Origin of the sequence: Microlunatus speluncae (assembly GCF_009299835.1) — a bacterium.
Lineage (GTDB): Bacteria > Actinomycetota > Actinomycetes > Propionibacteriales > Propionibacteriaceae > Microlunatus > Microlunatus speluncae.
Map to the genome: position 1 here is coordinate 128,484 of NZ_VKCZ01000020.1, position 23,738 is coordinate 152,221.

A 23,738-nucleotide genomic window follows, 5' to 3' on the forward strand; every position below is an offset into this window, starting at 1 on the left:
CGTTGCAGTATCGACCCTACGCACTAGTTAAGCGCTTAAATCCCGTCCAGGTCCTGGCTGTCGGGCCGAGGTGGTCGCCGCCGGGATCGCGTTGGCGCGATGACATGATCAAGACCACGACGACAGGGGAGCAGCACGTATGACGTCACCGATTCGGGTCCTCGTCTGGGGCGAGAACCGGCACGAGCAGGTCGAGCCGCACGTCCGGGAGATCTACCCGAACGGGATGCACACCACGATCGCCGAGGGGATCAGCGAGTTGCTCGGCGACCGGGCGCAGGTGAGCACCACCACCCTGGACGAACCCGATCATGGTCTGACCGAGGAGGTGCTGGCCAACACCGACGTGCTGGTCTGGTGGGGTCACGCGGCGCACGGTGAGGTGTCGGACACGGTGGTCGAGCGGGTGCACCAGCACGTCCTGTCCGGGCTCGGCCTGCTGGTGCTGCACTCCGGTCACTGGTCCAAGATCTTCGGCAAGCTGATGGGCACCACCTGCACCCTGCGCTGGCGCAGCGAGCAGGACCGGGAGCTGGTCTGGACCGTCAACCCGACCCACCCGATCGCCCAGGGCGTGCCGAACCCGATCATCATCGAGCAGCAGGAGATGTACGGCGAGTTCTTCGACATCCCGACCCCGGACGAGTTGATCTTCATCTCCTCCTTCACCGGCGGCGAGGTGTTCCGGTCCGGCTGCACGTTCCGCCGCGGCCACGGCAAGATCTTCTTCTTCTCGCCCGGTGATCAGGACTATCCCGTCTATCACCACCACGACGTCCGCCAAGTGATCGCCAACGGCGTCCAGTGGGCCCATCCGGAGGTGCAGCGGAAGGCGCCGATCCTGCTCCGCTACGAGACCGACGACTTCTTCCACGGCCACGGCTACACCGGGGCGATCAAGTCCGAATCCCCCGAGGTGGGGGCCGATGGCTGATCAGATCCGGCTGATCCAGGTCGGCGCCGGCGGGATGGGCAAGGGCTGGCTGCGCAACCTCGCCGCCAACCCCGACGTCGAGCTCGTCGGGCTGGCCGACCTCGACCTGGCCACCGCCGAAGCGGCCGCGGCCGACCATGGATTCACGGGGATCGAGATCGCCCGCTCGCTGACCGAGCTGCTCGACCGGACCGATGCCGACGCGTTGATCAACGTCACCACCCCGGATGCGCACCGGGCGACGTCGGAGAAGGCGCTGGACCGCGGCCTGGCCGTGCTGTGCGAGAAGCCGCTGGCCGAGTCGGTCGCCGAGTGCCGGTCCATGATCGACACCGCCGCCGCGGCGGACCGGCTGCTGATGGTGTCCCAGTCCCGGCGCTACGTCCGTACCCTCTACGCCTTCGAGCGGCAGCTGGCCGAGCTCGGTCGAGTGGAGCAGCTCAGTTGCGAGTTCTTCAAGGCGCCTCACTTCGGTGGGTTCCGCGATCAGATGGACGAGCCGCTGCTGATCGACATGGCGATCCACCAGTTCGATCTGGCCCGCAAGCTGATCGGCGCCGAGCCGGTGTCGGTGCGTTGCCGGTCGTTCAATCCGTCCTGGAGCTGGTACGCCGGCAACGCGGCGGCCGAGGCCACCTTCGAGTTCGAGAACGGCGCGGTGTTCAGCTTCGTCGGCAGCTGGTGCGCCCCCGGCCTGGAGACCTCCTGGAACGGTCGCTGGCGGGCGAGCACCGCCGCCGGCACCGCGATCTGGGACGGTGATCACGAACCGGTCGCCGAGACCGCGGACGGCACGGAACTCGCGGCCGAGGTGGGCGACGAGCCGGAGGGGATCGCCGGCAGCCTGGCCGAGTTCGTCCAGGCCCTGCGGACCGGATCGACGCCGCAGAGCGAGGCCCGGACCAACATCAACAGCGTCGCCATGGTCGAGGCGGCGGTCCGCTCCAGCCGGCTGGATGCCACCGTGTCGCTGCAGCCCGCCGCGTGATCAGCAGGACGGGTGCCGTCCGTTCCAGCGGATGTTCTAGGTGGCGTGGCGGGATCGTCCATGGTTGGGACGAGTGCAGCGCGGGGACAATCGGGGTATGACGCAGGTTGAGTCCGAGCGGGCACTGCCCCTGACCGACGACGAGTTCCGGGCCTGGGACTCCGACGGCTTCCATGTCGCCCGCGGGTTGTTCGCGGCCGAGGAGGTCGCCGCGATCCGGGACCGGTTCGACCGGATGGCGGAGCGCCGGGAGCCGATCGAGGGCCATTGGGCGTACGACAGCGCGGCGACCGACGCGCTCGGCCGCTACCCGCGGGTGATGCATCCGCACGAGATCGACCCGGCCAACGTCGACGTCTACCTGGACCGGCGGGTGCAGCGGATCCTGCGGCAGCTGATGGGCGAGGAGATCGTCGGCTGCCAGACGATGTTCTACTTCAAGCCGCCCGGTGCCCGCGGTCAGGCGTTCCACCAGGACAACTACTACCTGCTGGTGCAGCCGTACACCTGCGTCGCGGCCTGGCTCGCCGTGGATCGCTCGTACCCGGAGAACGGCGGCCTGCAGGTCTGTCCCGGCACCCACCGGATGGATCTGGAGTGCCCCGACCACGCCGACCTGTCGGAGAGCTTCGTCGACGACTACGTGCGGCCGCCGGAAGGGCACGAGCCGGTCGGGCTGGATCTGGCGCCGGGCGACATGCTGTTCTTCACCGGCAGCGTGATCCACGGCTCGCAGCCGAACTCGACCGAGGACGAATGGCGCCGCTCCTTCATCAGCCACTACATGCCGGTCAGCGCCACCCACATCGGCGGCTGGTATCTGCCGCACATGATGGATTTCGACGGCAACCCGGTGACCCGCGAGACCAACGCCTGGGGCGGCCCGTGCGGCGAGGAAGACAGCCACTTCCGCGGCTTCCACTGACCGTCCTAGGTGGGGCCTTAGGTACCTCAGACCCGCCGACCCGGGTCGCCGGCGGCGAAGATGAGGCAGTTGCCCCATGTGCCGGTCGGGGTCTTAGAACGAGGCTTTAACCATCGAGAAAGACACGATGGGAAGGGCACTCCGATGAGCCTCAACAGCGACTACTTCGTCAACACCGCCGTGCAGCAGCGCCGCGCCGACCTGATCGCCGAGGCCGAGAGCGACCGACTGGCCCGGCTGGCCCGGTCGACCCGGACCGGCTGGCTGCGCCGGCTGCGCTCCGCCCTGCGCCGGCCGCAGACCCCGGTGTCCGCTCCGGTCACCGAACCGGCCGTACGCGAGCCGGAGCGGGAGCCGTCTTCCGAAGCGCGGCAGCTGGTTGGCGCCGGCCGGAGCCACGGCGCCTGAGCGGTGGGTCAAGGCTGAGCGACCTGGGGAGCGTCGGGCCACCGCCCGACGCTTCTCCACGTCGGGCACGCACGTCCTCCCGGGTGATCGAACCTCGTCGATCGTCTAACACAGTGTGTTAGTCTCGTACTAACACACTGTACTAGTCGTTTGAGGGGTACTTAACGTGACGACCGAGAGCGCGGGCTCGGCGGCGGCGACCAGGACGAACTGGCTGGTTGGTCGCAGTGAACCGATCCGTCCGGCCGCGGTGCCCGCCGGAGTCGAGTACCACCGGGTCCTGGCCGGCGAGAAGCGACGGGTCGGCCGGGGCATCCTGGCCATCCTGTTGCTGCTGGTCGGCTTCCTCGGCTTCCCGCAACTCATCGGGCGGCCCCTCGGACTGATCGATCTTGCCCAGGGTCGGACACCGCCGATCTTCGGCGGCACCGACTACACCCAGCTGGCCCACGCCGGCTCGATGGTCGCCCTGGGTCTCCTGATCCCCTGGAGCATGATCATCCAGCGGGTGCTCTACGGTGTCCCGGCCGCCTCGTTGCACTCGGTGATCTCACGGTTCCGGTTCGAGTTGTTCGGTAAGGCGCTCGTCGTCCTCGGTCCCGTCTGGTTGATCGCCAACGCGTTCGGATTGCTGGCCCCGGCCGCCGAGGTGCCCTGGTCGCAGCTCGATCTGGTCGGGATCTTCCTGGGCACGCTCCTGCTCACCCCGTTGCAGACGACGGGGGAGGAGTACGGGGTGCGCGGGCTGATGTTTCGGGTGATCGGCGGCTGGGCCCGCAGTGCCCGAGCCGGCCTGGTCGCCGGCGTGCTCGTGTCCAGCGCACTGTTCACCGCGGCGCACGGCGCTACCGACCCATATCTGATCAGCTGGTATTTCGTGCTCTGGACCTGTCTGGCGCTGATCACCTGGCGCACCGGTGGGTTGGAGATCGCGGTGGTGATCCATGCGGTCCTCAACACCGCCAGTCTGTTGGCGGCGCCGTTGCTGCGGATCGACCTCGGAGCCGCGCTGCTCGACCGTTCCGCCGGGGCCGGCTCGCCGATCCAACTGATCCCGACGCTGGTCGTGATCATCTTCACCGCCATCGTCTGGTGGGCCACTCGGCGCACCGGGCCGGCGCTCACGCCCACGGGTTAGATCGCCGCCGTGTTGATCAACACGTGCAGGAAGATCCGGAAACCGTTCGGTGGAACGGTTCCGGCGGATCCTGGTCGGGGGTCGCCGGTCACGGCAGGATCAGTGGTCGGCGGCGGCGTATGCGGCCTCGGCCTTGGCCCACTCCGGCGCGCGGAGCTTGGCCAGCCGCATTTCCTCCGCCTCGTCGAAGACGTACCACTCCAGGCTCGGCCGGTCCGGCAGGGCTCCACGCAGATGCTCGCCGAGGAAGTGCAGCGGACCCTCCCAGCCGATCGCCGGGCTGAACTTGTCGCCGCTGAGGTCGGTATGGAAGACGTCGGCGACGGAGGCGTGCTCGAGCTCCAGCCAGGTCGCAGCCGGGCCGTCGGCGGTCAGCCGCAGCTCGACCTGATCGGCCTCGCCGCGGTCCGGCGGCAGCCACTCGACTCGCACCAGGTTCGGCGCGTCGCAGGCGAGGATCCTGCCGCTGGCCTGCCCCTGGAATGCGTAGCTGCCGTCCTCGGTGTCGATGGTGACCGGCAGGAAGAACCGGTCGATCCGGTCCGCGGTCGTGATCGCGGACCAGACCTCGGCGATCGGCGCCTGGTAGCGGCGCCGCAGCGTCGCGGCGCGGGCCGGACCCTGCGCGATCTCGCGGTCGCCCATCGTCCGCTCGATGGCCTGCAGGGTCGTGTCCTGGCTGGCGATCTCGGTCAAGGTCAGCTCCTTCATCAGCCCGAGTGGGGGATTGGGCCCCCATGCTAGAAGTCATATGACCATCTGGCAATATGAGGTACGTGAGCGCCTACGCCGCCCTGGCCGAACCACACCGCCGGCAGATCCTCGACCTGCTGCGCGGCGGCGAGCGATCAGCGGGCGACCTGGTCGACCACCTCGACCTCAGCCAGCCCGGCGTGTCCAAGCACCTCAAGGTGCTGCGCGAAGCCGGGCTGGTCGCCGTCCGCGCGGAGGGCAAGCGCCGGCTGTACGCGCTCCGCCCCGAGCCGCTGGCCGAGGTCGACCAATGGCTGGAGCCGTATCGTGCCTACTGGGCCGGCCGCCTCGACGCGCTGGAGCAACACCTGAAGGAGAACCCATGACCGACGGCACCCTGGGCACGATCGACGGGCGATCGGCCCTGGTGTTCGAGCGCCTGTTGGCGCATCCGATCGAACGGGTCTGGCGGGCCGTCAGCGATCCGACCGAGCTCGGGCACTGGTTTCCCGCCACGGTCGACTGGTTGCCCGAGGCCGGCGAGGTCCTGCAGGCCCTTGGCATGACCGGCGAGGTGACCGAGGTCGAGCCGCCCCGGCTGCTGGCCTGGGTCTTCGCCGGCGACTCGTACCGCTTCGAGCTGACCGCCGAGGATGACGGCTGCCGGCTGGTCTTCACCCACGTCTTCGACAACCGGGACCTGGCGGCGCAGATCGCGACCGGCTGGGCCAGCTACCTGTCTCGGCTCGAGCCGCTGCTCGCCGGCCACCCCGTCTCCGAGGATCTGGCGCACGAGTCGTGGGCCGAGCTGCACGAGCGCTATGCGGAACGGTTCGGCGTCGATCCGCCCCGGGCCGCCGGTTCGCCGCCGCCCTGCGGTCAGAGGAGAACAGAGCTGACGGAACCGTTCCGGAGGTGCCTTAGGTACCTTAGGCGCCTCCCGGCGGTCCCTCAGTGGCGAAGATCGGGCAGTTGACTCATGTGCCGACCGGGGTCTTAGGACGAATCTGGACACATCGAGAAAGAAACGATGTGGAAGGCACTCCGATGAGCCTCATCAACGACTACTTCATCAACTACGAGGTCCGGCAGCACCATGCCGAACTGATCGCCGAGGCGCAGAACAACCGGCTGGCTCGGCTGGCTCGTCAGGCCCAGAAGGCCCGGATCAAGCTGCAGCGGCGCCTGCTCGGCTCGCAGCAGCCGGCTCCGCTGGACCCGCACGCGCCGGTGGACGCGCCGGCCGAAACCCTGACGGACGCGGACTCGGCTTCGGCTTCGACCGTCCGCGTGCCGGTCGGGGCGGGCCGGATCAACAGCCTCTGAGCCGAGCGGGTGCGTCATGGTGACACGATGGACGGGTGACCACGGCCCGCGGCTCGAGATTCGGCCATAGCATGCCGAAGCTGATGGTCGGGCGGGCTCCGCAACTGGCGGAGCTGCACCGCACGCTGGACATCGCCGCCGCCGGCAACAGTCGGCTGGTGCTGATCGGCGGTGACGCGGGCGGCGGCAAGACCACCCTGGTGCAGGCCTTCGGGCGGGAGGCGATCGACCGGCCGGCAACGGTCGAGCTCGGCGAATGTCTCCCGCTCGAAGGCCTGGCCTATGCCCCGGTCAGCCGGCTGCTGCGCGGCCTGATCGATACCTACAGCGCCGGCCGGGTGCTCGACTGGGCCGGGGCGGCGCGGGTCGGCCTGTCGGCCGTGCTGCCCGACCTGGTGCCGGCGCCGGAGGCCACCGACACGATGCGGCTGCAGCTGTACGAAGCGGTGACCCAGGTGATCGAGCGGGCCAGTCGGGACCGGCCGCTGATCCTGATCATCGAGGACCTGCACTGGGCCGACCAGCCGACCCGGCAGCTGCTCAACTTCGTCGCCCGGGCGCTGACCGATTCGCCGGTGATGATCATCATGACCTACCGCAGCGACGAGCTGACCCGGCGCCATCCGGTCCGGCCGTTCCTGGCCGAGCTGGCCCGGCTGCCACAGCTGCGCCGGATCGACCTGCCCCGGCTGAACCGGCCCGAGACCGTCGAGCTGCTGACCGATCTGATCGGCCGCGAACCCTCCTCGTCCATGATCGACGTGATCACCGCGCGCAGCGAGGGCGTGCCCTACTTCATCGAGGAGCTGGCCCGGGCCGCGGTCGACTGCCGCGACTGCCTGCCGGACAATCTGCGGGACGCCCTCAGCGTCCGGATCCAGGGCCTGTCGGAGGAAACGCAGTCACTGCTGCGGGTGCTGGCGGTCGCCGGCCAGCGAGTTGATCACGACATCCTGGAGGCCGTCGCCGGCCAGGAGACCGGTGCGGCCGACCTTGATCATCGACTGCGCGAGGCGATCGACGCCCAGGTGCTGCGGGTCGACGCCACCGGCTACGTGTTCGGGCACGCGCTGTTGCAGGAGACGGTGAACGAGGACATCCTGCCCGGCCAGCGGGCCCGGCTGCACGGCCGCTACGCGACGGTGATCGAGGAGTTGCCGCGGCTGTCGGAGCTGGTCCGGGCGCGGGAGCTGGCCCGGCACTGGTTCGAGGCGCACGAACAACACCAGGCCTTCCGCTGGGCGTACCGGGCGGCGCGCAGTGACGACGTCGCCGCGCACGACTCGCTGCTGATGTACGAGCGGGTGCTCGAGTTGTGGGATCGGGTGCCGGACCCGGCGGGCTTCGCCGGCCCGCGGGCCGAGGTGCTGCAGCGGGCGGCCGAGGCGGCCCGGGCCGCGATCGACCCCGAACGGGCCCTCGCGTTGATCAAGGAATCGGTGGCCGAGACCGCTCCCGATGATCATGAAAGGCTGGCCGAGCGGCTGATCTACCGGAGTCGGCAGCTGACCACCCTGATGCGGTCCGGGGCGGTGATCGACGCCGAGCGGGCCCTGGCCCTGTTGCCGGCCGACCCGCCGACCGAGGTGCGCGCCGAGGTGCTGGAGCGGCTGTCGGTCTGCCTGATGTTGGAGCAGGGCCGGGCCGCGGAGGCGCTGCGGCGATCGCGGGAACTGATCGAGACCGGGATCGCGCTCGGTTCGCGCCGGCTGGAGGCCTCGGGCCGGAACTGGGCCGGGTCGGTGATGGTGGCCCTGGGCGACGAGGAGGCGGGGCTGGCCGAGCTGCGCCGGGCCGAGCCGTTGTCCCAGGGCGACGCGGATTCCATGATCAGATACTTCGTCAACCTGTCCGACGCCCAATACTGGGCCGGCCGCTTCACCGCCGCCGTGGCGACCGCCCGGGCGGGACTGGAGGCGGCCGAGCCGCTCGGCCTGGACCGGACCATGGGCGTGATGCTGGCCGGCAACGCGGCGGTGGCCCTGCTCGCGCTCGGCGACTGGCCGGAAGCGCAGCGGCTGATCGATCAGGCGCTCCGGCTGGATCCGCCGGCCAAGCACGGCGCCCACCTCCGGCTGCTCCGCGGCTGGGTGTCGCTGTGGACCGGTGACCTCGACGGCGCCGAACAGATCCTGATCGAATACCGCTCGCTGATCATCAACGACGTCCCGTCGCCGCAGTACGCGATCATGGCGATCGGGCTGGAGATCTGGCTCGGCCTGTGGCGCGACGATCCGGAACGGGCCTGGGGCGGAGCGCAGTTCCTGTTCCAGAACTGGGATCGGCTGCATGCCAGCATGGTGTTCGAGCCGCTCGCGGCCGCGGCCCGTGCCGCCCGGCTGCTGGACGGCGGCGAAGGGGAGCGGACCGCCGCGATCCGCCGGCACCTGGCCCACTCGGTCCGGACCACACTGGGCCGGCACTGGACGCCGACCATCGAGGCCGAGCTGGCCGGCACCACCGAGGCCTGGCGGACGGCCTGGCAGGACACGGAATCCTGCGGTGGCCAGGCGACGATCCGGCCCTACGCCGGGCTCCGGTTCGCCGAACGGCTGATCGCCGACCATGATCATGATCATGAGGTGGCCGGGGTGATCACGACGGCGCTGGCCGCGGCCGACCACCTGGGTGCCACCCGGCTCTCCGTACCGCTGCGGGACTTGGCCGGCCGGGCCGGGGTCGCGCTCGAAGCCCCGGAACCGGTCGCCGCGGCGCCCGATCCGGCCGGCCCGCTGAGCAGCCTCACCCCCCGCGAACGCGAGGTGCTGACCCTGGTCGCCCAGGGCCGGACCAACGGCGAAATCGCCCGCGAACTGGTGATCAGCACCAAGACCGCGAGCGTGCACGTCTCCAACATCCTGACCAAGTTCGGCGTCACGAACCGCGGCGAGGCCGCCGCCCTGGCCCACCACCACACCCGCTGACCCGCCACTTGTGCACCGGTGGAGCCTGTCCTGAGCCTGTCGAAGGGCGGCGTGTCGGTGCACAAGTGACGTCTCGACGCCGCTTCGGCGATGTGTGATCCTGCGGGGATGAGTACGGTCTACGAGGCGATGGGCGGCCATGACGGAGTGGTCCGACTAGCTCATGCCTGGCATCAGCGGGTGCTGGCCGACGAGGTGGTGGAGCACGCCTTCAGCCACGGGTTCCGGCCCGACCACACCGAACGGCTCGCGGCCTACTGGGCCGAGGCGCTCGGCGGCCCGGCGACCTACAGCGAGCAGTACGGCGACGAGTCGACCGTGGCCCGGATCCACAGCGGCAACGGGCCGCACGACGAGATGGACCGCCGGGCGATCGCCTGCTTCGACGAGGCGCTGGGCGATGCCGGGATCACGGACGAACGACTGCGCCGGGTGCTGCACGACTACTTCGCCTGGGCCACGAACACGTCGATGGCCCGGTTTCACGGGTCGAAGGCGGACGTGCCGGACGGACTGACCATCCCGCGCTGGTCCTGGGACGGCCCGCTGCCCTGATCAGGGTCGGCGGCCGACGCCGTCCTCGACCATCCAGGTCAGCAGGTCGTAGGTGTCCTGCCCTCGTCGCCCGGGGTCGTCGTACCCGCTCGGGGTGTCGGGCCGCTCGCGGATCCGTAACGCTTCCCGAGCGATCTCGGCCCAGCGTTGATCGAGCTCCAGCAGGTAACGGCCGGCTCCGCTCTTCGAGGTCATGACCCGACGGGTGAGCAGGTGATGCAGTCGGGCCACGCCGAGCGCGATCCAGGAGACCGCGCTCTCGTTGCGCCCGAGCCGGTCGAAGCCGGCGTCCTCGACCTGGGCGATGGCCCCGCGCCAGTAGCTGTCCAGATTGCCGCGGGTGTACGCGAGCAGCGCCGGCCGGTCCGTGTGCACCGGCGGGAGCTCTCCGCGGATCGTCACTGCGCGCTCGGCCAACTCGTGCCAGGTGACCAGGCTGAGACCGGCCCCGCCGGCCGGATCGAAGGTGCCCTGGAAGAAGGCCGGCCGGTGGTCGATCAGGGCCGGTGAGCCGGCCAGATCCGCGGCGGTGCCGTGCAGCCCATCGAAGACGCGGTCCGGGTGCCGGGCCCGGGTGCTCTCATGCGCCGCCCGCAGCAGGTCGAGGTCGGCACCGGTCGGCAGCCGGTCCCAGACCGCCAGGAAGTCGATGTCGCTGCCCGGGAAGAATTCACCCCAGCAGAGTGAGCCGTGCAGGAACAGCCCGCCCAGTCGCCCGGGAAGCCGCCGGTCGACCTCGGTCAGGAAACACCGGGTCACGGCATCGACGGGAGCTGGCAGCGGCACCCGCCGAGCCTAGTGTCGTCCGGCTCCGGCCGGCCACGGAGTCACGGGTCCCGGCCTCCGTGCCGGGAGGCCGGGATCCGTCCACTCAACAAGCCCGCCGGCTTTCACCGAGCCGTCACTTGTGCACGGACACGCCGCCCTTCGACAGGCTCCACCGGCGCATAAGTGACGGGTCGGCGGGGGTTAGGTGGCTTGGGCGAGGGCGGCGGCGGGTGGGACTCGGGCGGCGCGGAGGCCGGGGAGGATCGAGGCCACGCCGCCGGCCAGGAGGGCGACGATGACCACGACCGCGGTCTGCGGGGCCGACACGGCGAGCACGGTGTCGGACATCCCGGCGTCGCGGGCCAGGGCGGTGGTGCCGAGGAAGCCGAAGCCGATCCCGGCGGCGATCCCGACGATCACGGCGACCAGGGCCAGCACGATCGCCTCGATGGCGAGCATCCGGCGCAGTTGTCGCCGCTCCAGGCCGAGCGCCCGGAGCAGGGCCGACTCGCGTTGCCGCTCGATCACCGACAGGCCGAGGGTGTTGCCGACCCCGATCAGCGCGATCACGATCGCCACGCCGAGCAGCGCCGTCGCACCGGCCAGCAGCGCGTCGATCAACTGACCCATCTGCGCGGCCTGGGCCAGCGAGCCGCCGATCTGGAGCCCGGGGCGCTGATCGACCACGGCGACCACCGCGGCCGAGACCGCCTGGGCGGCGGACCGGTCGACGGCGGACGCCCAGACCGCCGCGACCGGGGCCTTCGGCGCCAGCGCCGCCAACGTCGAGCCGCGGACCACGAGCGCGAAGTCCTCCGGGACCCGGCTGAACCGGAGCCGGTAGGTCGCCTCGCTTCCGCCCGTGGTCACCGTGACCTGTTGACCGTCGGTGAGCCCGAGGATCCGCGCCGTGTACGGGCCGATCAGCGCGACGTCGGCGGCATCCAGCCGGTCCAGCCCTTCCCGGACCACGGAGTCGGCGTCATCGGCCAGGCCAGCGATCGTGAATTCGGTGCCGTCCGACTCGGCGAGCGCGGCCCGGACCTGGCGGATCTCCGTCGTCGCCCCGATCCCGGGCACCCGGGCCAGCGCCGGAGCAAGATCACCCGGCAGCGGCTCGGAGCCGGCGGAGACGGTCACGTCGACCGGATAGCGCTGCTGCGCGTCGACGTCCGTGGTCGCCTTCACGCTGGCCGCACCGACCTGCAGCGTCACCACCAGCCCGACCGCGATCATCAGCGCGGCACAGGTCGCGGCGGCACGGCCGGGATGGCGTGCCGTGTTGGCGGCGGCGACCCGGCTGACCGGGCCGAACCGGCGCAACACCAGGCCGAACCCGCGGACCAGCAGCGGGACATAGACCGGCGCGGCCGCGATGATGCCGACGGCGAACAGGAACGCGCCCGCGATCGCCGGCAGCAACACCCCGCTCGGCTGGCTCAGGGCCAGCCAGATCACGCCGGAGCCGGCCAGCATCAGGCCCAGCGCCAGCAGCCCGATGATCATGGTCCGCCGCCGCTCCACCCGGTGATCATCGACCGGTCGCAACGCCTCCAGCGGAGTGATCCGGCTCGACCGGGCGGCGGGCACGCTCGCGGCGACGACGGTGACGATCACGCCGACCGCCGCGGCCAGGGCCAGCCGGACCCAGGGCAGGGCCAGCCCGTTGCTGATCGAGCCGGACAGGGCCGCGCCGATCGTGGCCAGCCCGATGCCGAGCCCGATCCCGATCGCCGCGCCCACCACGCCGACCAGGAAGGCCTCGGCCAGCACCATCCGCCGGACGTCGCCGCCGGTCGCGCCGACGGCTCGCAGCAGTCCGATCTGCCGCCGCCGCTGCGCGATCAAGATCGCGAACGTGTTGGCGATCATGATCCCGCCGACCAGCAGGGCCACGGCACCGAAGCCCTGCAGCAGGATGCCGTACGTGTCCACGCCGCCGGACAGGCCGAGCAGGGTCTGCTGGGCCACCTCCTCGGACGCGGCGACCACGGCGGTCGTCGGCAGCGCCGAACGCAGCCCGTCCAGCACCTGACCCTGATCGGCGCCGGGGGCGGTGATGATCAGATAGCGGACCGCCCAATCGGCCAGGGTCTGCCCGGGCGCCGCCTGCGCGGTCGACTGCTCGAAGTAGGCCTGGGTCACGTAGCCGGAGTCGTCGATGCCGGCGAACAGCGACCGGGACTGGTCGACGATGCCGGACACGGTCAGCGGGTGATCGGCACCGGTCGACTCATCGGAGACGGTGATCACCGAGCCGACCTCGAGTCCGTGCTGCTGTGCGGTGGACTGGCCGACCGCGATCTGGTCGGCGCCCCGGGGCCAGTCGCCGGCGGTCAGGTCGGCCCAGCGCAGGGCCGGTTCGCCCGGGACCGAGGTGATGCCCAGCCGGCCGGAACCCTCCGGGCCGCGGAACTGCAGCCCGCCGGACCAGATCGGATCCGCGGCCGCCACGCCGGCGACCGATCGGATGGCGGCGAGATCTTCGGGTCGCGACTGTTCGGCGTCGACCACGATGTCGCTGGTCGACAGCGACCGGGTCGCCGCGGCGGCGACCGCCGCCTGTTCGGTCTCCAGGAAGGTCATACAGGCGGACAGGAACCCGACGCTGATGGCGATCGCGCCGAGCACGGCCACCATCCGGCCGGGAGTGTTCCGCAACTCCCGCAACGCAAGCCGCAGCATCTACTGTCCCAGCTCCTTCATCGTCGCCAGGATCTCCTCGGCGTCGGGATGATCGAGATCGTCGTTCAGCCGGCCGTCGTTCAAGATCAACACCCGGCTCGCGTAGCTGGCGGCGATCGGGTCGTGGGTCACCATCACGATCGTCTGACCGAGCTCCCGGCTGGCCCGGCGCAGCTCCGCCAGCAGTGCCTGCCCGTTCTTGGAGTCCAGCGCTCCGGTCGGCTCGTCGGCGAACAGGACGTCCGGCCGGGTGATCAACGCCCGGGCGATCGCGACCCGTTGCTGCTGGCCACCGGACAGCTCGCTCGGCCGGTGTTGCAGCCGGTCGGTCAGGCCGAGGGACTCGACCACGGCCGAGAAATGATCATGGTCCGGCTTGCGGCCGGCCAGGTCCAGCGGCAGCACGATGTTCTCGGCCGCGGTCAACGCGGGCAGTAGGTTGAACGACTGGAAGACGAAGCCCACCTTGTCCCGCCGCAGCCGGGTCAGCTCCCGGTCGGAGAGGCCGCTGATCTCGTGGCCGCCGAGGAAGATCCGGCCCGAAGTGATCGAATCGAGGCCGGCCAGGCAGTGCATCAGGGTCGACTTGCCGGAGCCGGACGGTCCCATGATCGCGGTGAACGTGCCGCGATGGATGTTGACACTGACCCCGTCCAGCGCCCGGACCGCGGTCGCTCCGGACCCGTACACCTTGGTCAGGTTGAGCGTCGAGGCGATCACGCGGGACAACTCCGGATCGGCCGGGGCCTGGGTCACTGCTGCGGTGGACATCAAACGAACTCCTCGGTGGATGACGATGCACGTCACAACCTAGGAATCCCGCCGGAACCACACATCGGAGCGCGGACCGGACCGGGCTACGACCCCGGTCGGAGACCGCTCAACGGTCGACGAGTCCGACCTCGTACGCGAACAGGACGAGGCCGACCCGGTCCCGGATCTGCAGCTTCGACAGCAGCCGGCCGATGTGGGTCTTCACCGTTCCCTCGGCCATGAAGAGCTTGCCCGCGATCTCGGTGTTGGTGGCGCCGGCGGCGATCTCGTTCAGCACCTCGATCTCCCGGGCAGTCAACACCTCGAGCCGCTCATCCGTCTTGCCGGGCAGGGTTCCGGGCAGCTTCGGCACCACATGATCAAGAAGTCGTTTCGTCGCGCTCGGCGCCACCACGGCGTCGCCGGCGGCGACATTGCGGATCGCCGACAGCAGGTCCTCCGGCCGCGAGTCCTTGAGCAGGAAGCCGCTGGCGCCGGCCTTGAGCGCGGCGAAGACGTACTCGTCCAGGTCGAACGTGGTCAGCACCAGCACCTTGGCCGGATTGCCGCTGGCCGCGAGCCGCTTGGTGGTCTCGACGCCGTCCAGCCGGGGCATCCGGATGTCCATCAGCACCACGTCGGCCCGGATCCGCTGCAGGGAGGCCAGTCCGTCGGCGCCGTCGGACGCCTCGCCGACCACCTCAAGATCATCTTCGGCCTCGATCAACATCCGGAACCCGCCCCGCACCAGGGCTTGATCATCGACGAGAAAGACACGGATGGTCACGCTGGGAACTCCTTGTGGCTGGTCGGTGTGCCGCACTGTCGAAACGGACGTGGCCTACGGCGTCGGTTGGGCGCCACCCAGCGGCAGGGACGCCCGCACGACGAATCCGCCCCCGGGCCGCGGTTGTGCGCTGAGCCTACCGCCGTGCACGGCGACCCGCTCGTACATGCCACGCAGCCCGTTGCCGCGGCCGTCACCGACCACGGCGGCGCCGCGGCCGTCGTCGGAGACCTCCAGCTCGATGCTGGCCGGCAGATAGGCGATCCGGACCCAGGCCCGGGCGTTCGGGCCGGCGTGCTTGAGCACGTTGGTCAGCGACTCCTGCACGATCCGGTACGCGGTCAGGCCGAGCGCCTGGTTGACCACCGGCCGGTCCCCGTACTGGTTGAACTCGGCCAGCTCGCTGGTCCGCCGGACCAGGTCACCAAGATCATCCAGCCCGGGGGTGGGCACGTATTCGGGATCGGATCCCTCCGCCTCGCCGCGGAGCAGCCGGACCATCTGCCGCATCTCGGCCAGCGCCTGCCGACTGGTCTCGGCGATCGTGCCGAGCACCTCCGGCGCCCGCTCCGGCCGTTTGGCCGCGATCGCCTTGCCGCCCTCGGCCTGGACCACGATCACCGACAGCGAGTGGGCCACGATGTCGTGCAGCTCGCGGGCGATCCGCTGCCGCTCGGTCATCGTCGCGGCGCGATCCCGTTGCGCCTCCTCGGCGATCAACAGCCGTTGCCGTTCCAACTCGGCCTGGGCTCGCTGCCGGGCGTTGTCGGCCCACTCGTTGCGGCGCCGGCCGAGCAGGTAGGCGCCGCCGGTGATCGAGGCGCAGGCGAACGCGGTGACGACCAACAGCGCGCTCTTGTCGAGGTCGTACCCGTAACGGAACACCCAGCGCACCGGACCGACGATCGACCCGAACATGGCCAGGGCCAGCGAGATCCTGCCCCAGCGCCGTTCGGTCCACCGGGCGGCCGAATAGACGATGATCGGCACCACGATGATCGCCATCACCGGCTCGCTCAGCGCGACGGCCATGATCAACGCGATCCCGGCCGCGGCGATCACCGCGAGCCGCGGCAACTGCCGCCGGATCATCACGGTGGTGGTCAGGGCGAAGGAGAGCGACACCGCGAGCAGTCCGTTGGTGCTGGTCAGCCCCTCGTACCCGAGCAGGTACGGGACGACGCAGAGCACCTGCAGCGCGGCGCAGAAGAGGAAGTCGAAGGCCCAGTGCGGATCGCGGATCGCCGGCGGTGGGCCGCCGGGAGCCGTGCTCATCTGGCCTGGGTACGTCATGACCCGGCCAGACTAGAAGGTGCCCCCGGCCCGTTCATCGGTCCACGGTCCGATCCGGCCCGTGTCCTGAGTCGGATCAGCCGTGTCCTGGGTCGGATCAGCCGCCCTCGTCCTCCCGCTCGGCCGGGCCGATGAAGGTGACCGGCTCGTTGAGGTCGTCGCCCGGGTCGACGGTGACCGCGATCGACTTGATGGCGCTGAACGGCACCGCGAAGCCGAGGGTCGCCGTCGCGTCGCTGTCCGGTGGGACCGGTTCGCCGAAGCCGGCGCGCAGATCACCGGTGTCGTCGATGATCAACGGCGCGTCCTCGACACCCTGATACTGCAGGGTGATCAGGGCGTCCTGGGCGTCGAACGGCTCGGTGCCGGTGTTGGTGATCAGGACGGCGACGACCACCAGCTCACCGTTGGTCGACTCGGCACCCTTCTCGTGGTCGCCGGCGCGGCGGGCCAGTGGGGTGCCGGAGATCTCGATGGTCAGCCCGTCGTCGAACTCCGCCGCGTCCTCGAAGGTGAAGTCGTCCTCGCCGGGGGTCTGGCTCGCGGCCGGCGAGCCGGCCGGGGCGCTCGGCGGTGCCAGCGGTGGCGCCGGGTCGGACGGCGTACAGGCCGTACCGAGGAGTGACAGGCCGGCGACGAGCACCGGGATGATCAGTCGGGGGAGTGGACGCCGGCGGGCGGAAGACCCCGACCTTGCGGCGGCGACCGGTGCGCAAGTCATGCCCACACGGTAAACCGGGCCGATCCGGTTCCCGACCCGCACCGCCGGTCAGCCCCGGCCCGCGGCTCGGGGCCGGATCGGCCGTTGGGTTCCCGCCCTGGTGTTCCTGGCGAGGGGCACTAGTAGCGTGTCGCGGCTGAAGCGGGCCGTTTCGCGGCGTCCAGGTGCGTGCAGCGCAAGGCCGACGAGGAAGGAATATCGGGTCATATATCGACTGAGGAGAACGCCGCGATGTGCGTGCCTGGGCGTCGCGAAGCGGTTCGCTTTAGCTGCGACGCGCTACTAGGGTGGGCCAGGTGAAATGGAAGGTCTTACTGGTTGTCGGCGCCGTTGCGGCGGGGGTCATCATCGCGGCCCGGCGACGAAACCTCCAGCTGCAGGCGGATGCCGAACTCTGGGCCGAGGCGACCGACCCGGTGCCCAGCTCTCACCGCTGAGCCGAGCCGATGCTCTCCTCGGGGACTTGTTCGTTCTTGAATACATCACTGGACAGTGATATCAATGAACGGTGATGAAAACCTCCGACGGCATCTTCGAGGTGCTGGCCGATCCGGTCCGACGCCGGCTGATCGAGCTGCTGTCCGAGGGCCCGCGCACCGCCGGTGACCTGACGACGGCCGTGACCGGCGAGTTCGGGGTCAGTCAGCCGGCCGTCTCGAACGCGCTACGGATGCTGCGCGACACCGCCGTCGCCGACTGCGCGCCGGACGGGCGGCGCCGCATCTACACCCTGCGACCGGAGGCACTCGCCGAGGCCGAGCAGTGGCTGCACCGCCGTCGTTCGCTCTGGGCCGGCGCGCTGGAAGCCCTGCAGACCGAGGTGGCCCGCGGCCGGCGCGGCGACCGGTCCGCCGGAGCCGCGCATCGATCCCGAAAGGCGTCAGCATGAACCTCGATCAACTCTTCGATCGGTCGGCCAGCCGGACCGCCACCGGCTTCGACCAGACCTTCCGACATCGCTATCGGACCACCATCGACGACCTGTGGGCTGCCCTGACCACACCCGACCGGATCGGTCGGTGGCTCGGCCCGGTGGCCGAGCGGTCGGCCGACGGCTCCACGTACCTGATCAACATCGGCAGTGGCGAATCCTTGGCCCCGGCCCGGATCGTGATCCGCCACTGCGCCGAGCCGACGGAGTTGATCGTCGACTGGGAGTGGCAGGGCCAGCCGGCCGCGCGGGTCTCGGCGACACTCAGATCGATCGACCATGATCAGGTCGAGCTCACCCTCCGGCATGGCGGAGTCTCCTCCGAGTCGCTGGTCGTCGGGTACGGTGGCGGCTGGGAATGGTGCCTGCTCGCACTCGGGGTCGAGGCCGGAGCCGAAAGCTGGACCGCCGAGCAGCTCGACGATCATGAGCGCGCGGCCCAGGACGCCTGGCGACGCACGCTGGAAGGAATCGACTGACGATGGGGTCTCGATATCGACGGGTCGTGCTCAAGCTCAGCGGCGAGGCGTTGTCCGGCAACGACGGCTGGGGCGTCGACCCCGAGGCCCTCGACCGGTTGGCCGACGAGGTGCTCACCGTTCATGATCTTGGCATCGAGGTCGCCGTGGTCGTCGGCGGCGGCAACTACTTCCGCGGCCGGATGGCCGACGCCTGGGGCATCGGCCGGGCCGAGGCCGACAACATCGGCATGCTCGGCACCGTGATGAACGCCCTGATGCTGCGCGGTGCCCTCACCGCCAAGGCCAAGACCGAGGTGCGGGTGATGACCGCGATCGGCATCCAGAGCGTCGCCGAACCCTTCATCCGCCTCCGCGCCATGGCCCACCTGTCCCGCGGCTACATCGTGATCCTGGCCGGCGGCATCGGTCAGCCGTACGTGACCACCGACTACCCCTCGGTCCAGCGCGCGCTGGAGATCGAAGCCGACGCCCTGCTGGTGGCCAAGCGCGGTGTCGACGGGGTGTACGACAGCGATCCCAAGATCAATCCGGACGCCAAGCGTTACGACGACCTGACCTACTCCGAGGCCATTCGGCGCGGGATCACGATCATGGACGCGGCCGCCTTTGTGTTGGCTGGGGAGCAGAAACTGACCATGCATGTGTTCGACATCGATGCTCGGGGTGTGATGAAGCGCATCTGCTTGGGCGAAGATCTGGGGACTGTCGTTCATAGCTGACTGGGGGCTGCCTGCCGCGGTGGGGTCTGGGGGATAGGTGCGCGGGCAACCATCCGCCCGCGGGCAGTTGAAGTGCCGCTGCCGCGGTTCTTGCGTCCGCGTGCTCCCGCCAGGCCCGTCCACGCCCGCGCACCTATCCCCCAGACCCCACCGCTCCCTTTGGATCCCGCATAGTTTTACCGCCACAGCCGAGCGCTGATCGGACCTGCTGGGACTGCCTCACCGGAGCGGTTGGAGTGATCACGACGGCAACGCCGCGGGCTCGCCGCCGAGGTGTGGGTGTCCGTTCCCTGAGCCTGTCGAAGGGCAGGTCAGGGTTCCGGGTGATCAACTGATGATCTTGCTTGCCCTTCGACAAGCTCAGGGAACGGACACCTTCGTGATCAGCCATACGCTCGGCTTGGCAGTCGGCAAGATCAGGGTTCCGCTCGGCTGAGGCGGTAAAAAAGTGTGCGGGGGGCAAAGGGAGCGGGGAGGGTTGGGGGTCTGTGCGCTGGCGTGGCTGGGACTGGCGGGAGCACGCACACCCAGACCGCGGCAGCGGCACCCAACGTCCCGCGTGCGGATGGTAGCCAGCGCACAGACCCCCAACCTTCCCCGCGGCAGTTCCCCTCCTAGGAGCCAGGGCGAGTCCAGGACCAGTTCTTGATCTCTGGCAGATCTTCCAGCTGATCAACGACGTAGCGCTCGTGCTCGGCTAGCTTCTCTTCGCACCAGGCCAGCAACTCCGACGCCCCCGGAGGCGTACGGCGGGCGTTGTTGATGGCGTCCATGACCAGGTGGTAGCGGGAGGCGCGGTTGCGGACGGTCATGTCGAACGGGGTGGTCGTGGTGCCTTGCTCGATGAAGCCGCGGACGTGGAAGCGGTCGGCGTCGGGGCGACCGTGGACCAACTGGTGGATCGCGCCGGGGAAGCCGTGGAAGGAGAAGACGACGTCGACGTGGTCGGTGAACAGCTCGCGGAAGTAGGTGTCGGAGAGGCCGTGGGGGTGATCACGGCGGCGGGGCAGGGCCATCAGGTCGACGATGTTGACCACCCGGATCCGCAGCTGCGGCATCCGGCTGGTCAGGATCTCGGCCGCGGCGATCGTCTCCATCGTGACGACGTCGCCGGCGCAGGCCAGGACCACGTCCGGGTCGGCGGTGCCGTCGTCGTTGCCGGCCCAGGGCCAGATGCCGCCACCCCGGTCGGTGTGCTTGATCGCCTCGTCCAGGGTGAGCCATTGCTGCTGCGGCTGCTTGTCGATCACGATCAGGTTGACGCAGGACCGCGACGTGAAGCAGTGCTCGGCGACCCGGAGCAGGGTGTTGGCGTCCGGCGGCAGATAGACCCGAGACACGTCACCGCGGTGGGTGATCACGTTCTGGATCAGGCCGGGGCCCTGGTGGGAGAAGCCGTTGTGATCATTGCGCCAGCAGGTCGAGGTGAGCAGGATGTTGAGGCTGGGCACCTTGGCCCGCCAGGTCAGATGGTTGGCCTCCTCCAACCACTTGCCGTGCTGCACGGTCTGCGACGCGCTGACCATCGCGAACGCCTCGTAGCTGGCGAACAGCCCGTGCCGGCCGGTCAGCGTGTACCCCTCGAGCCAGCCGTGGCAGTTGTGCTCGCTGAGCACCTCCATCACCCGGCCGGTGGCGGAGAGCTTGACGTCGTCGTCGGTCGTCCGCTCCAGGAAAGTCCGGTCGGACACGTCGAACACCGCGCCCAGCCGGTTGCTGTTCACCTCGTCCGGGCAGAACAGCCGGAACCGGTCCGGGTTGCGCCGATAGAGCTCGGCCATCAGCTCGCCGAGCCGTCGGGTCGACTCGACGGCCGTACCGAACTCGTCCGCGGTGACCGCGAAGTCGGAGAGGTCGGGCAGCTCGAGATCACGGGTGAGCAGGCCGCCGTTGGCGTGCGGCGAGGCGCTCATCCGGCGCGGCCCGGACGGGTTCGCGGCCAGCACGTCGGCCACGGGGCCGCCGGCGGCATCGAACAACTCCTCCGGCCGGTACGACCGCAGCCACGCCTCCAGCAGCCGGCGGTGATCGGCGTTCTCCCGGACCCCGGAGAGCGGCACCTGATGCGCCCGCCAGGTGCCCTCGATCTGTTCGCCGTCGACGACGTCGGGGCCGGTCCAGCCCTTCGGGGTGCGGAGCACGATCATCGGCCAGTGTGGTCGCTCCGACACCGTGCCGGCGGACCGGGCCTGCTGCTGGATCTCGGTGATCATGGCGTACGCCTCGGCCAGCGCCGCGGCGAACCGGTGATGCATGCCGGGAAGATCATCTCCGGTCACTTCCAGCACCCGGTAGCCGTGACCCTCGAGCAGTGACCGTACCTCCGCCGGGTCCTTCCGGCCGAGCACGGTCGGGCCGGCGATCTTGGCGCCGTTGAGATGCAGGATCGGCAACACGGCCCCGTCGTGCACCGGGTTGAGGAAGGAGATGCCCTTCCAGGATCCCTCCAGCGGACCGGTCTCGGCCTCGCCGTCGCCGACCACGGCGATGGTCAGCAGGTCCGGATTGTCGAAGACGCTGCCGAACGCGTGCATCAGCACGTAGCCGAGCTCGCCGCCCTCGTGGATCGAGCCCGGCGTGGTCACCGAAACGTGGCTCGGGATGCCGCCGGGAGAGGAGAACTGCCGAAACAGTCGGCGCAGGCCGGACTCGTCCCGGGTCACCTCGGGGAACACCTCGCCGTAGGTGCCTTCGAGCCAGCCGGCGGCGACCAGTGCCGGCCCGCCGTGGCCGGGCCCGGTGAGGTAGATGCAGGACTGGTCGGACTCGCGGATCAGCCGGGACACGTGGGCGTAGCTGAAGGAGAGCCCGGGACTCGTGCCCCAGTGCCCGAGCAGCCGGGGCTTGATCTGCTCCGGCGTCAGCGGCTCGCGCAGCAGCGGATTGTCCTGCAGATAGATCTGGCCGACCGTCAGGTAGTTGGCCGCGCGCCACCAGGCGTCGATCGTGCGGAGCTCGTCGTCGGGCAGTTGATAGGTCATCTGTTCCCCTCGTCGTGATCCGAGTGGCTTCCACCGTAGGTACCCGGCCGGTGCGCTGGCTACACCCTCATAGGGTCGGACCATGGCCTCCCGACGGATGATCGCGATCGAGTTGTTCTTCGATCCGCCGACCGATCGCGCCGTCCGCGACGTCTGGGCGGCGCTCGATCGGGCTGGAATCGGATCGTTGGCGACGACGCACAGCCGGCAGCACCCGCACCTGACGCTGGCCGTGACCGACGAGCCGCCGCCGATGATCATCGATCGGCTCGGAGCCGAGCTGCCCGCCCTGCCGCGGATCGGACTCGACGCGGCCGGCTGCTTCCCGGGCCGGGGCGGCGTCGTCTTCCTCGCCGTCCGGGCGACCCCCGAGCTGCTCGCCTACCACCAGGCGTTGCACACGATCCTGGACGAGTACGAACCGCGGCAGGTTGATCAACTCCGGCCGGGCCGCTTCTTCCCCCACTGCACGGTGGCCAAGGGTCTCGACGAGGATCGGATCGGCCCGGCCGTGGCGGTGGCGCGCGGCCTGGTGCCGATCAGCGGGGCGGCAACGTCGATCAACGCGGTCGTGGTCGGCAGTGGCGAGATCACGTCGATCGATCGGCCGCGGCCCGCCCGTTGATCAACCAGCGGACCGTGCCCGGCAGCGCCAGCGAGACCCAGAGCAGCAGCAGGGATCCGGCGGCGATGATCATGATCGGGGTGATGATCACCGGATACCAGGCCGCCTCCAGCCGCTGGCCGACGAGCCGCAGCGGCGCCTTCCAGCCGGCCGGGTTGATCAACAGACAGACGTAGAGGACGATCGGCCAGGCGCCGGCGACCAGGCCGGTGGCGATGGCCCCGAAGGTGCTCCGGCCGCCGCGGTGGAAGGTCCGGGCCAGCAGCGCCGAGACGACGACGCCGGCGATCAGCAGGCCGGCCAGGGTGAGCAGCCGGAACAGTGCCTGGTTGAGGAATTGCCGCAGCGAGTACGGTTCCGGCCGCATCGCCCCGGCCCGGCCGACCAGGTCACCGAAGGCCACACCGTTGACCGTCAAGATCACGAGCCCGGCGCCGGTGAGGGTGACCAGGCCGATGGCGGCGAGCAGCGCCGGCCGGGGCCGGGTCGTGATCGGTGCGCTGCGACTGCGTACCTCCGCCGTGGCCGACGGGCCGCCGGCCAGGACGACGACCGCGATCCGGGCCGCGACGATCAGCACCAGCAGCATCGCTCGGACGTATTGGTAGCCCAGCGGCCCCGGCGCGATCTCCGGCATCCCCGCGTCGCCACCGCCGAAGGTGATCACCCAGAGCGGGTTGGCCCAGGCCGTCCCGGCCAGGAACAGCAGGTTGGCCGTCGTGGTCAGGCCGAGCACCAGGAACGCCGGGCCGGCGCTGGTGGACAGCCGGCGCACGATCAATCGGTCGGCGAGCGTCAGGACCGCGGCGCCCACGATCGCGAACGCCAGCGGGCCGAAGGAGATCGGGACCATCGGGAGGTCGTTCGGGGTGTCCAGCAGACTCATCCCCGGGAAGGCCATCGACTCGCCGAACATGGCGACCAGGCCGACCGCCGCCGTGTCGTTGATCAACAGCGCCAGCCAGAGGACGGGCATCCACCGGAGCAGTCGGACGGACGGGCCGAGCCGGGGCGGCAGCGGCCGGTCGACAGCGATCATCCTGCCCAGAGTAGTGATCAAAGGTGCACTTGCCTTCGAGTGCGGTCTAAGGTCTAGCTTCGA

24 protein-coding genes are annotated in these 23,738 nt (G+C 70.1%); 15 read left to right on the plus strand and 9 right to left on the minus strand.

Annotated features, from left to right (window positions below; genetic code table 11):
- Positions 1 to 139: 139 nt before the first annotated feature.
- From FNH24_RS26070 to FNH24_RS26090, 5 genes are all read left to right on the plus strand, one after another.
- Positions 140 to 934 carry a ThuA domain-containing protein gene (locus FNH24_RS26070; protein ID WP_152365173.1) on the plus strand — a complete coding sequence of 265 codons (795 nt, stop codon included), beginning with the start codon at positions 140 to 142 and terminating at the stop codon, positions 932 to 934.
- Positions 927 to 1,922, plus strand: a complete 996-nt coding sequence (locus tag FNH24_RS26075) for a Gfo/Idh/MocA family protein (RefSeq protein ID WP_152365174.1) — start codon at positions 927 to 929, stop codon at positions 1,920 to 1,922. Before FNH24_RS26070 ends, FNH24_RS26075 begins: the two co-directional genes overlap by 8 nt.
- Before the next feature lie 97 nt (positions 1,923 to 2,019).
- Positions 2,020 to 2,847 (plus strand): phytanoyl-CoA dioxygenase family protein, encoded by an 828-nt coding sequence (locus tag FNH24_RS26080; RefSeq protein WP_152365175.1) that lies wholly within the window; start codon positions 2,020 to 2,022, stop codon positions 2,845 to 2,847.
- Positions 2,848 to 2,991: 144 nt separating this feature from the next.
- Positions 2,992 to 3,255 (plus strand): hypothetical protein, encoded by a 264-nt coding sequence (locus tag FNH24_RS26085; protein WP_152365176.1) that lies wholly within the window; start codon positions 2,992 to 2,994, stop codon positions 3,253 to 3,255.
- A 166-nt stretch (positions 3,256 to 3,421) separates the two neighbouring features.
- The gene (locus tag FNH24_RS26090) at positions 3,422 to 4,393 is read left to right on the plus strand and encodes a CPBP family intramembrane glutamic endopeptidase (protein WP_152365177.1); all 972 of its coding nucleotides are present in this window, start codon (positions 3,422 to 3,424) and stop codon (positions 4,391 to 4,393) included.
- 99 nt (positions 4,394 to 4,492) lie between these two features.
- On the opposite strand, the gene FNH24_RS26095 is transcribed toward FNH24_RS26090, so the two are convergent.
- Entirely contained in the window at positions 4,493 to 5,104 is a 612-nt protein-coding gene (locus FNH24_RS26095; RefSeq protein WP_217428546.1) for an SRPBCC domain-containing protein, read from the minus strand.
- A gap of 56 nt (positions 5,105 to 5,160) precedes the next feature.
- Between FNH24_RS26095 and FNH24_RS26100 the strand changes: the two genes are divergently transcribed.
- From FNH24_RS26100 to FNH24_RS26120, 5 genes are all read left to right on the plus strand, one after another.
- On the plus strand, positions 5,161 to 5,472 hold the full coding sequence (locus tag FNH24_RS26100; protein WP_217428547.1) for an ArsR/SmtB family transcription factor: 312 nt from the start codon (positions 5,161 to 5,163) through the stop codon (positions 5,470 to 5,472).
- On the plus strand, positions 5,469 to 6,062 hold the full coding sequence (locus FNH24_RS26105; RefSeq protein WP_217428548.1) for an SRPBCC domain-containing protein: 594 nt from the start codon (positions 5,469 to 5,471) through the stop codon (positions 6,060 to 6,062). Before FNH24_RS26100 ends, FNH24_RS26105 begins: the two co-directional genes overlap by 4 nt.
- A 71-nt stretch (positions 6,063 to 6,133) precedes the next feature.
- The gene (locus tag FNH24_RS26110) at positions 6,134 to 6,412 is read left to right on the plus strand and encodes a hypothetical protein (protein WP_152365178.1); all 279 of its coding nucleotides are present in this window, start codon (positions 6,134 to 6,136) and stop codon (positions 6,410 to 6,412) included.
- A gap of 71 nt (positions 6,413 to 6,483) precedes the next feature.
- The gene (locus FNH24_RS32510) at positions 6,484 to 9,336 is read left to right on the plus strand and encodes a helix-turn-helix transcriptional regulator (protein ID WP_152365179.1); all 2,853 of its coding nucleotides are present in this window, start codon (positions 6,484 to 6,486) and stop codon (positions 9,334 to 9,336) included.
- Positions 9,337 to 9,444: 108 nt separating this feature from the next.
- Positions 9,445 to 9,891 carry a group II truncated hemoglobin gene (locus tag FNH24_RS26120; RefSeq protein ID WP_152365180.1) on the plus strand — a complete coding sequence of 149 codons (447 nt, stop codon included), beginning with the start codon at positions 9,445 to 9,447 and terminating at the stop codon, positions 9,889 to 9,891.
- On the opposite strand, the gene FNH24_RS26125 is transcribed toward FNH24_RS26120, so the two are convergent.
- The 6 genes from FNH24_RS26125 to FNH24_RS26150 form a co-directional block, all read right to left on the minus strand.
- Complete coding sequence (locus FNH24_RS26125) at positions 9,892 to 10,677, minus strand: nucleotidyltransferase domain-containing protein (protein WP_152365181.1); 786 nt, start codon at positions 10,675 to 10,677, stop codon at positions 9,892 to 9,894.
- A gap of 183 nt (positions 10,678 to 10,860) precedes the next feature.
- Complete coding sequence (locus FNH24_RS26130) at positions 10,861 to 13,344, minus strand: ABC transporter permease (protein ID WP_152365182.1); 2,484 nt, start codon at positions 13,342 to 13,344, stop codon at positions 10,861 to 10,863.
- Positions 13,345 to 14,118 carry an ABC transporter ATP-binding protein gene (locus FNH24_RS26135; RefSeq protein ID WP_425486914.1) on the minus strand — a complete coding sequence of 258 codons (774 nt, stop codon included), beginning with the start codon at positions 14,116 to 14,118 and terminating at the stop codon, positions 13,345 to 13,347.
- A 106-nt stretch (positions 14,119 to 14,224) separates the two neighbouring features.
- On the minus strand, positions 14,225 to 14,884 hold the full coding sequence (locus FNH24_RS26140) for a response regulator (protein ID WP_152365184.1): 660 nt from the start codon (positions 14,882 to 14,884) through the stop codon (positions 14,225 to 14,227).
- Positions 14,885 to 14,938: 54 nt separating this feature from the next.
- The gene (locus FNH24_RS26145) at positions 14,939 to 16,177 is read right to left on the minus strand and encodes a sensor histidine kinase (protein WP_152365185.1); all 1,239 of its coding nucleotides are present in this window, start codon (positions 16,175 to 16,177) and stop codon (positions 14,939 to 14,941) included.
- Between the two features lie 97 nt (positions 16,178 to 16,274).
- Complete coding sequence (locus FNH24_RS26150; RefSeq protein ID WP_152365186.1) at positions 16,275 to 16,898, minus strand: hypothetical protein; 624 nt, start codon at positions 16,896 to 16,898, stop codon at positions 16,275 to 16,277.
- Between the two features lie 296 nt (positions 16,899 to 17,194).
- On the opposite strand from FNH24_RS26150, the gene FNH24_RS31605 reads away from it, so the two are divergent.
- From FNH24_RS31605 to pyrH, 4 genes are all read left to right on the plus strand, one after another.
- Positions 17,195 to 17,335 carry a DLW-39 family protein gene (locus FNH24_RS31605; protein ID WP_161606320.1) on the plus strand — a complete coding sequence of 47 codons (141 nt, stop codon included), beginning with the start codon at positions 17,195 to 17,197 and terminating at the stop codon, positions 17,333 to 17,335.
- 74 nt (positions 17,336 to 17,409) lie between these two features.
- A complete protein-coding gene (locus FNH24_RS26155) occupies positions 17,410 to 17,787 on the plus strand; it encodes an ArsR/SmtB family transcription factor (protein WP_152365187.1) in 378 nt (125 codons plus the stop codon).
- Entirely contained in the window at positions 17,784 to 18,308 is a 525-nt protein-coding gene (locus FNH24_RS26160) for an SRPBCC domain-containing protein (RefSeq protein ID WP_152365188.1), read from the plus strand. Before FNH24_RS26155 ends, FNH24_RS26160 begins: the two co-directional genes overlap by 4 nt.
- 2 nt (positions 18,309 to 18,310) lie before the next feature.
- The gene (gene pyrH, locus FNH24_RS26165; protein WP_152365189.1) at positions 18,311 to 19,030 is read left to right on the plus strand and encodes a UMP kinase; all 720 of its coding nucleotides are present in this window, start codon (positions 18,311 to 18,313) and stop codon (positions 19,028 to 19,030) included.
- Positions 19,031 to 19,644: 614 nt separating this feature from the next.
- Here pyrH and FNH24_RS26170 read toward each other — a convergent pair.
- Complete coding sequence (locus tag FNH24_RS26170; RefSeq protein WP_217428549.1) at positions 19,645 to 22,011, minus strand: phosphoketolase family protein; 2,367 nt, start codon at positions 22,009 to 22,011, stop codon at positions 19,645 to 19,647.
- A gap of 82 nt (positions 22,012 to 22,093) precedes the next feature.
- Between FNH24_RS26170 and FNH24_RS26175 the strand changes: the two genes are divergently transcribed.
- Complete coding sequence (locus tag FNH24_RS26175) at positions 22,094 to 22,636, plus strand: 2'-5' RNA ligase family protein (protein ID WP_152365191.1); 543 nt, start codon at positions 22,094 to 22,096, stop codon at positions 22,634 to 22,636.
- On the opposite strand, the gene FNH24_RS26180 is transcribed toward FNH24_RS26175, so the two are convergent.
- Positions 22,602 to 23,675 (minus strand): hypothetical protein, encoded by a 1,074-nt coding sequence (locus tag FNH24_RS26180; RefSeq protein WP_152365192.1) that lies wholly within the window; start codon positions 23,673 to 23,675, stop codon positions 22,602 to 22,604. The genes FNH24_RS26175 and FNH24_RS26180 overlap by 35 nt on opposite strands.
- Positions 23,676 to 23,738 lie beyond the last annotated feature (63 nt).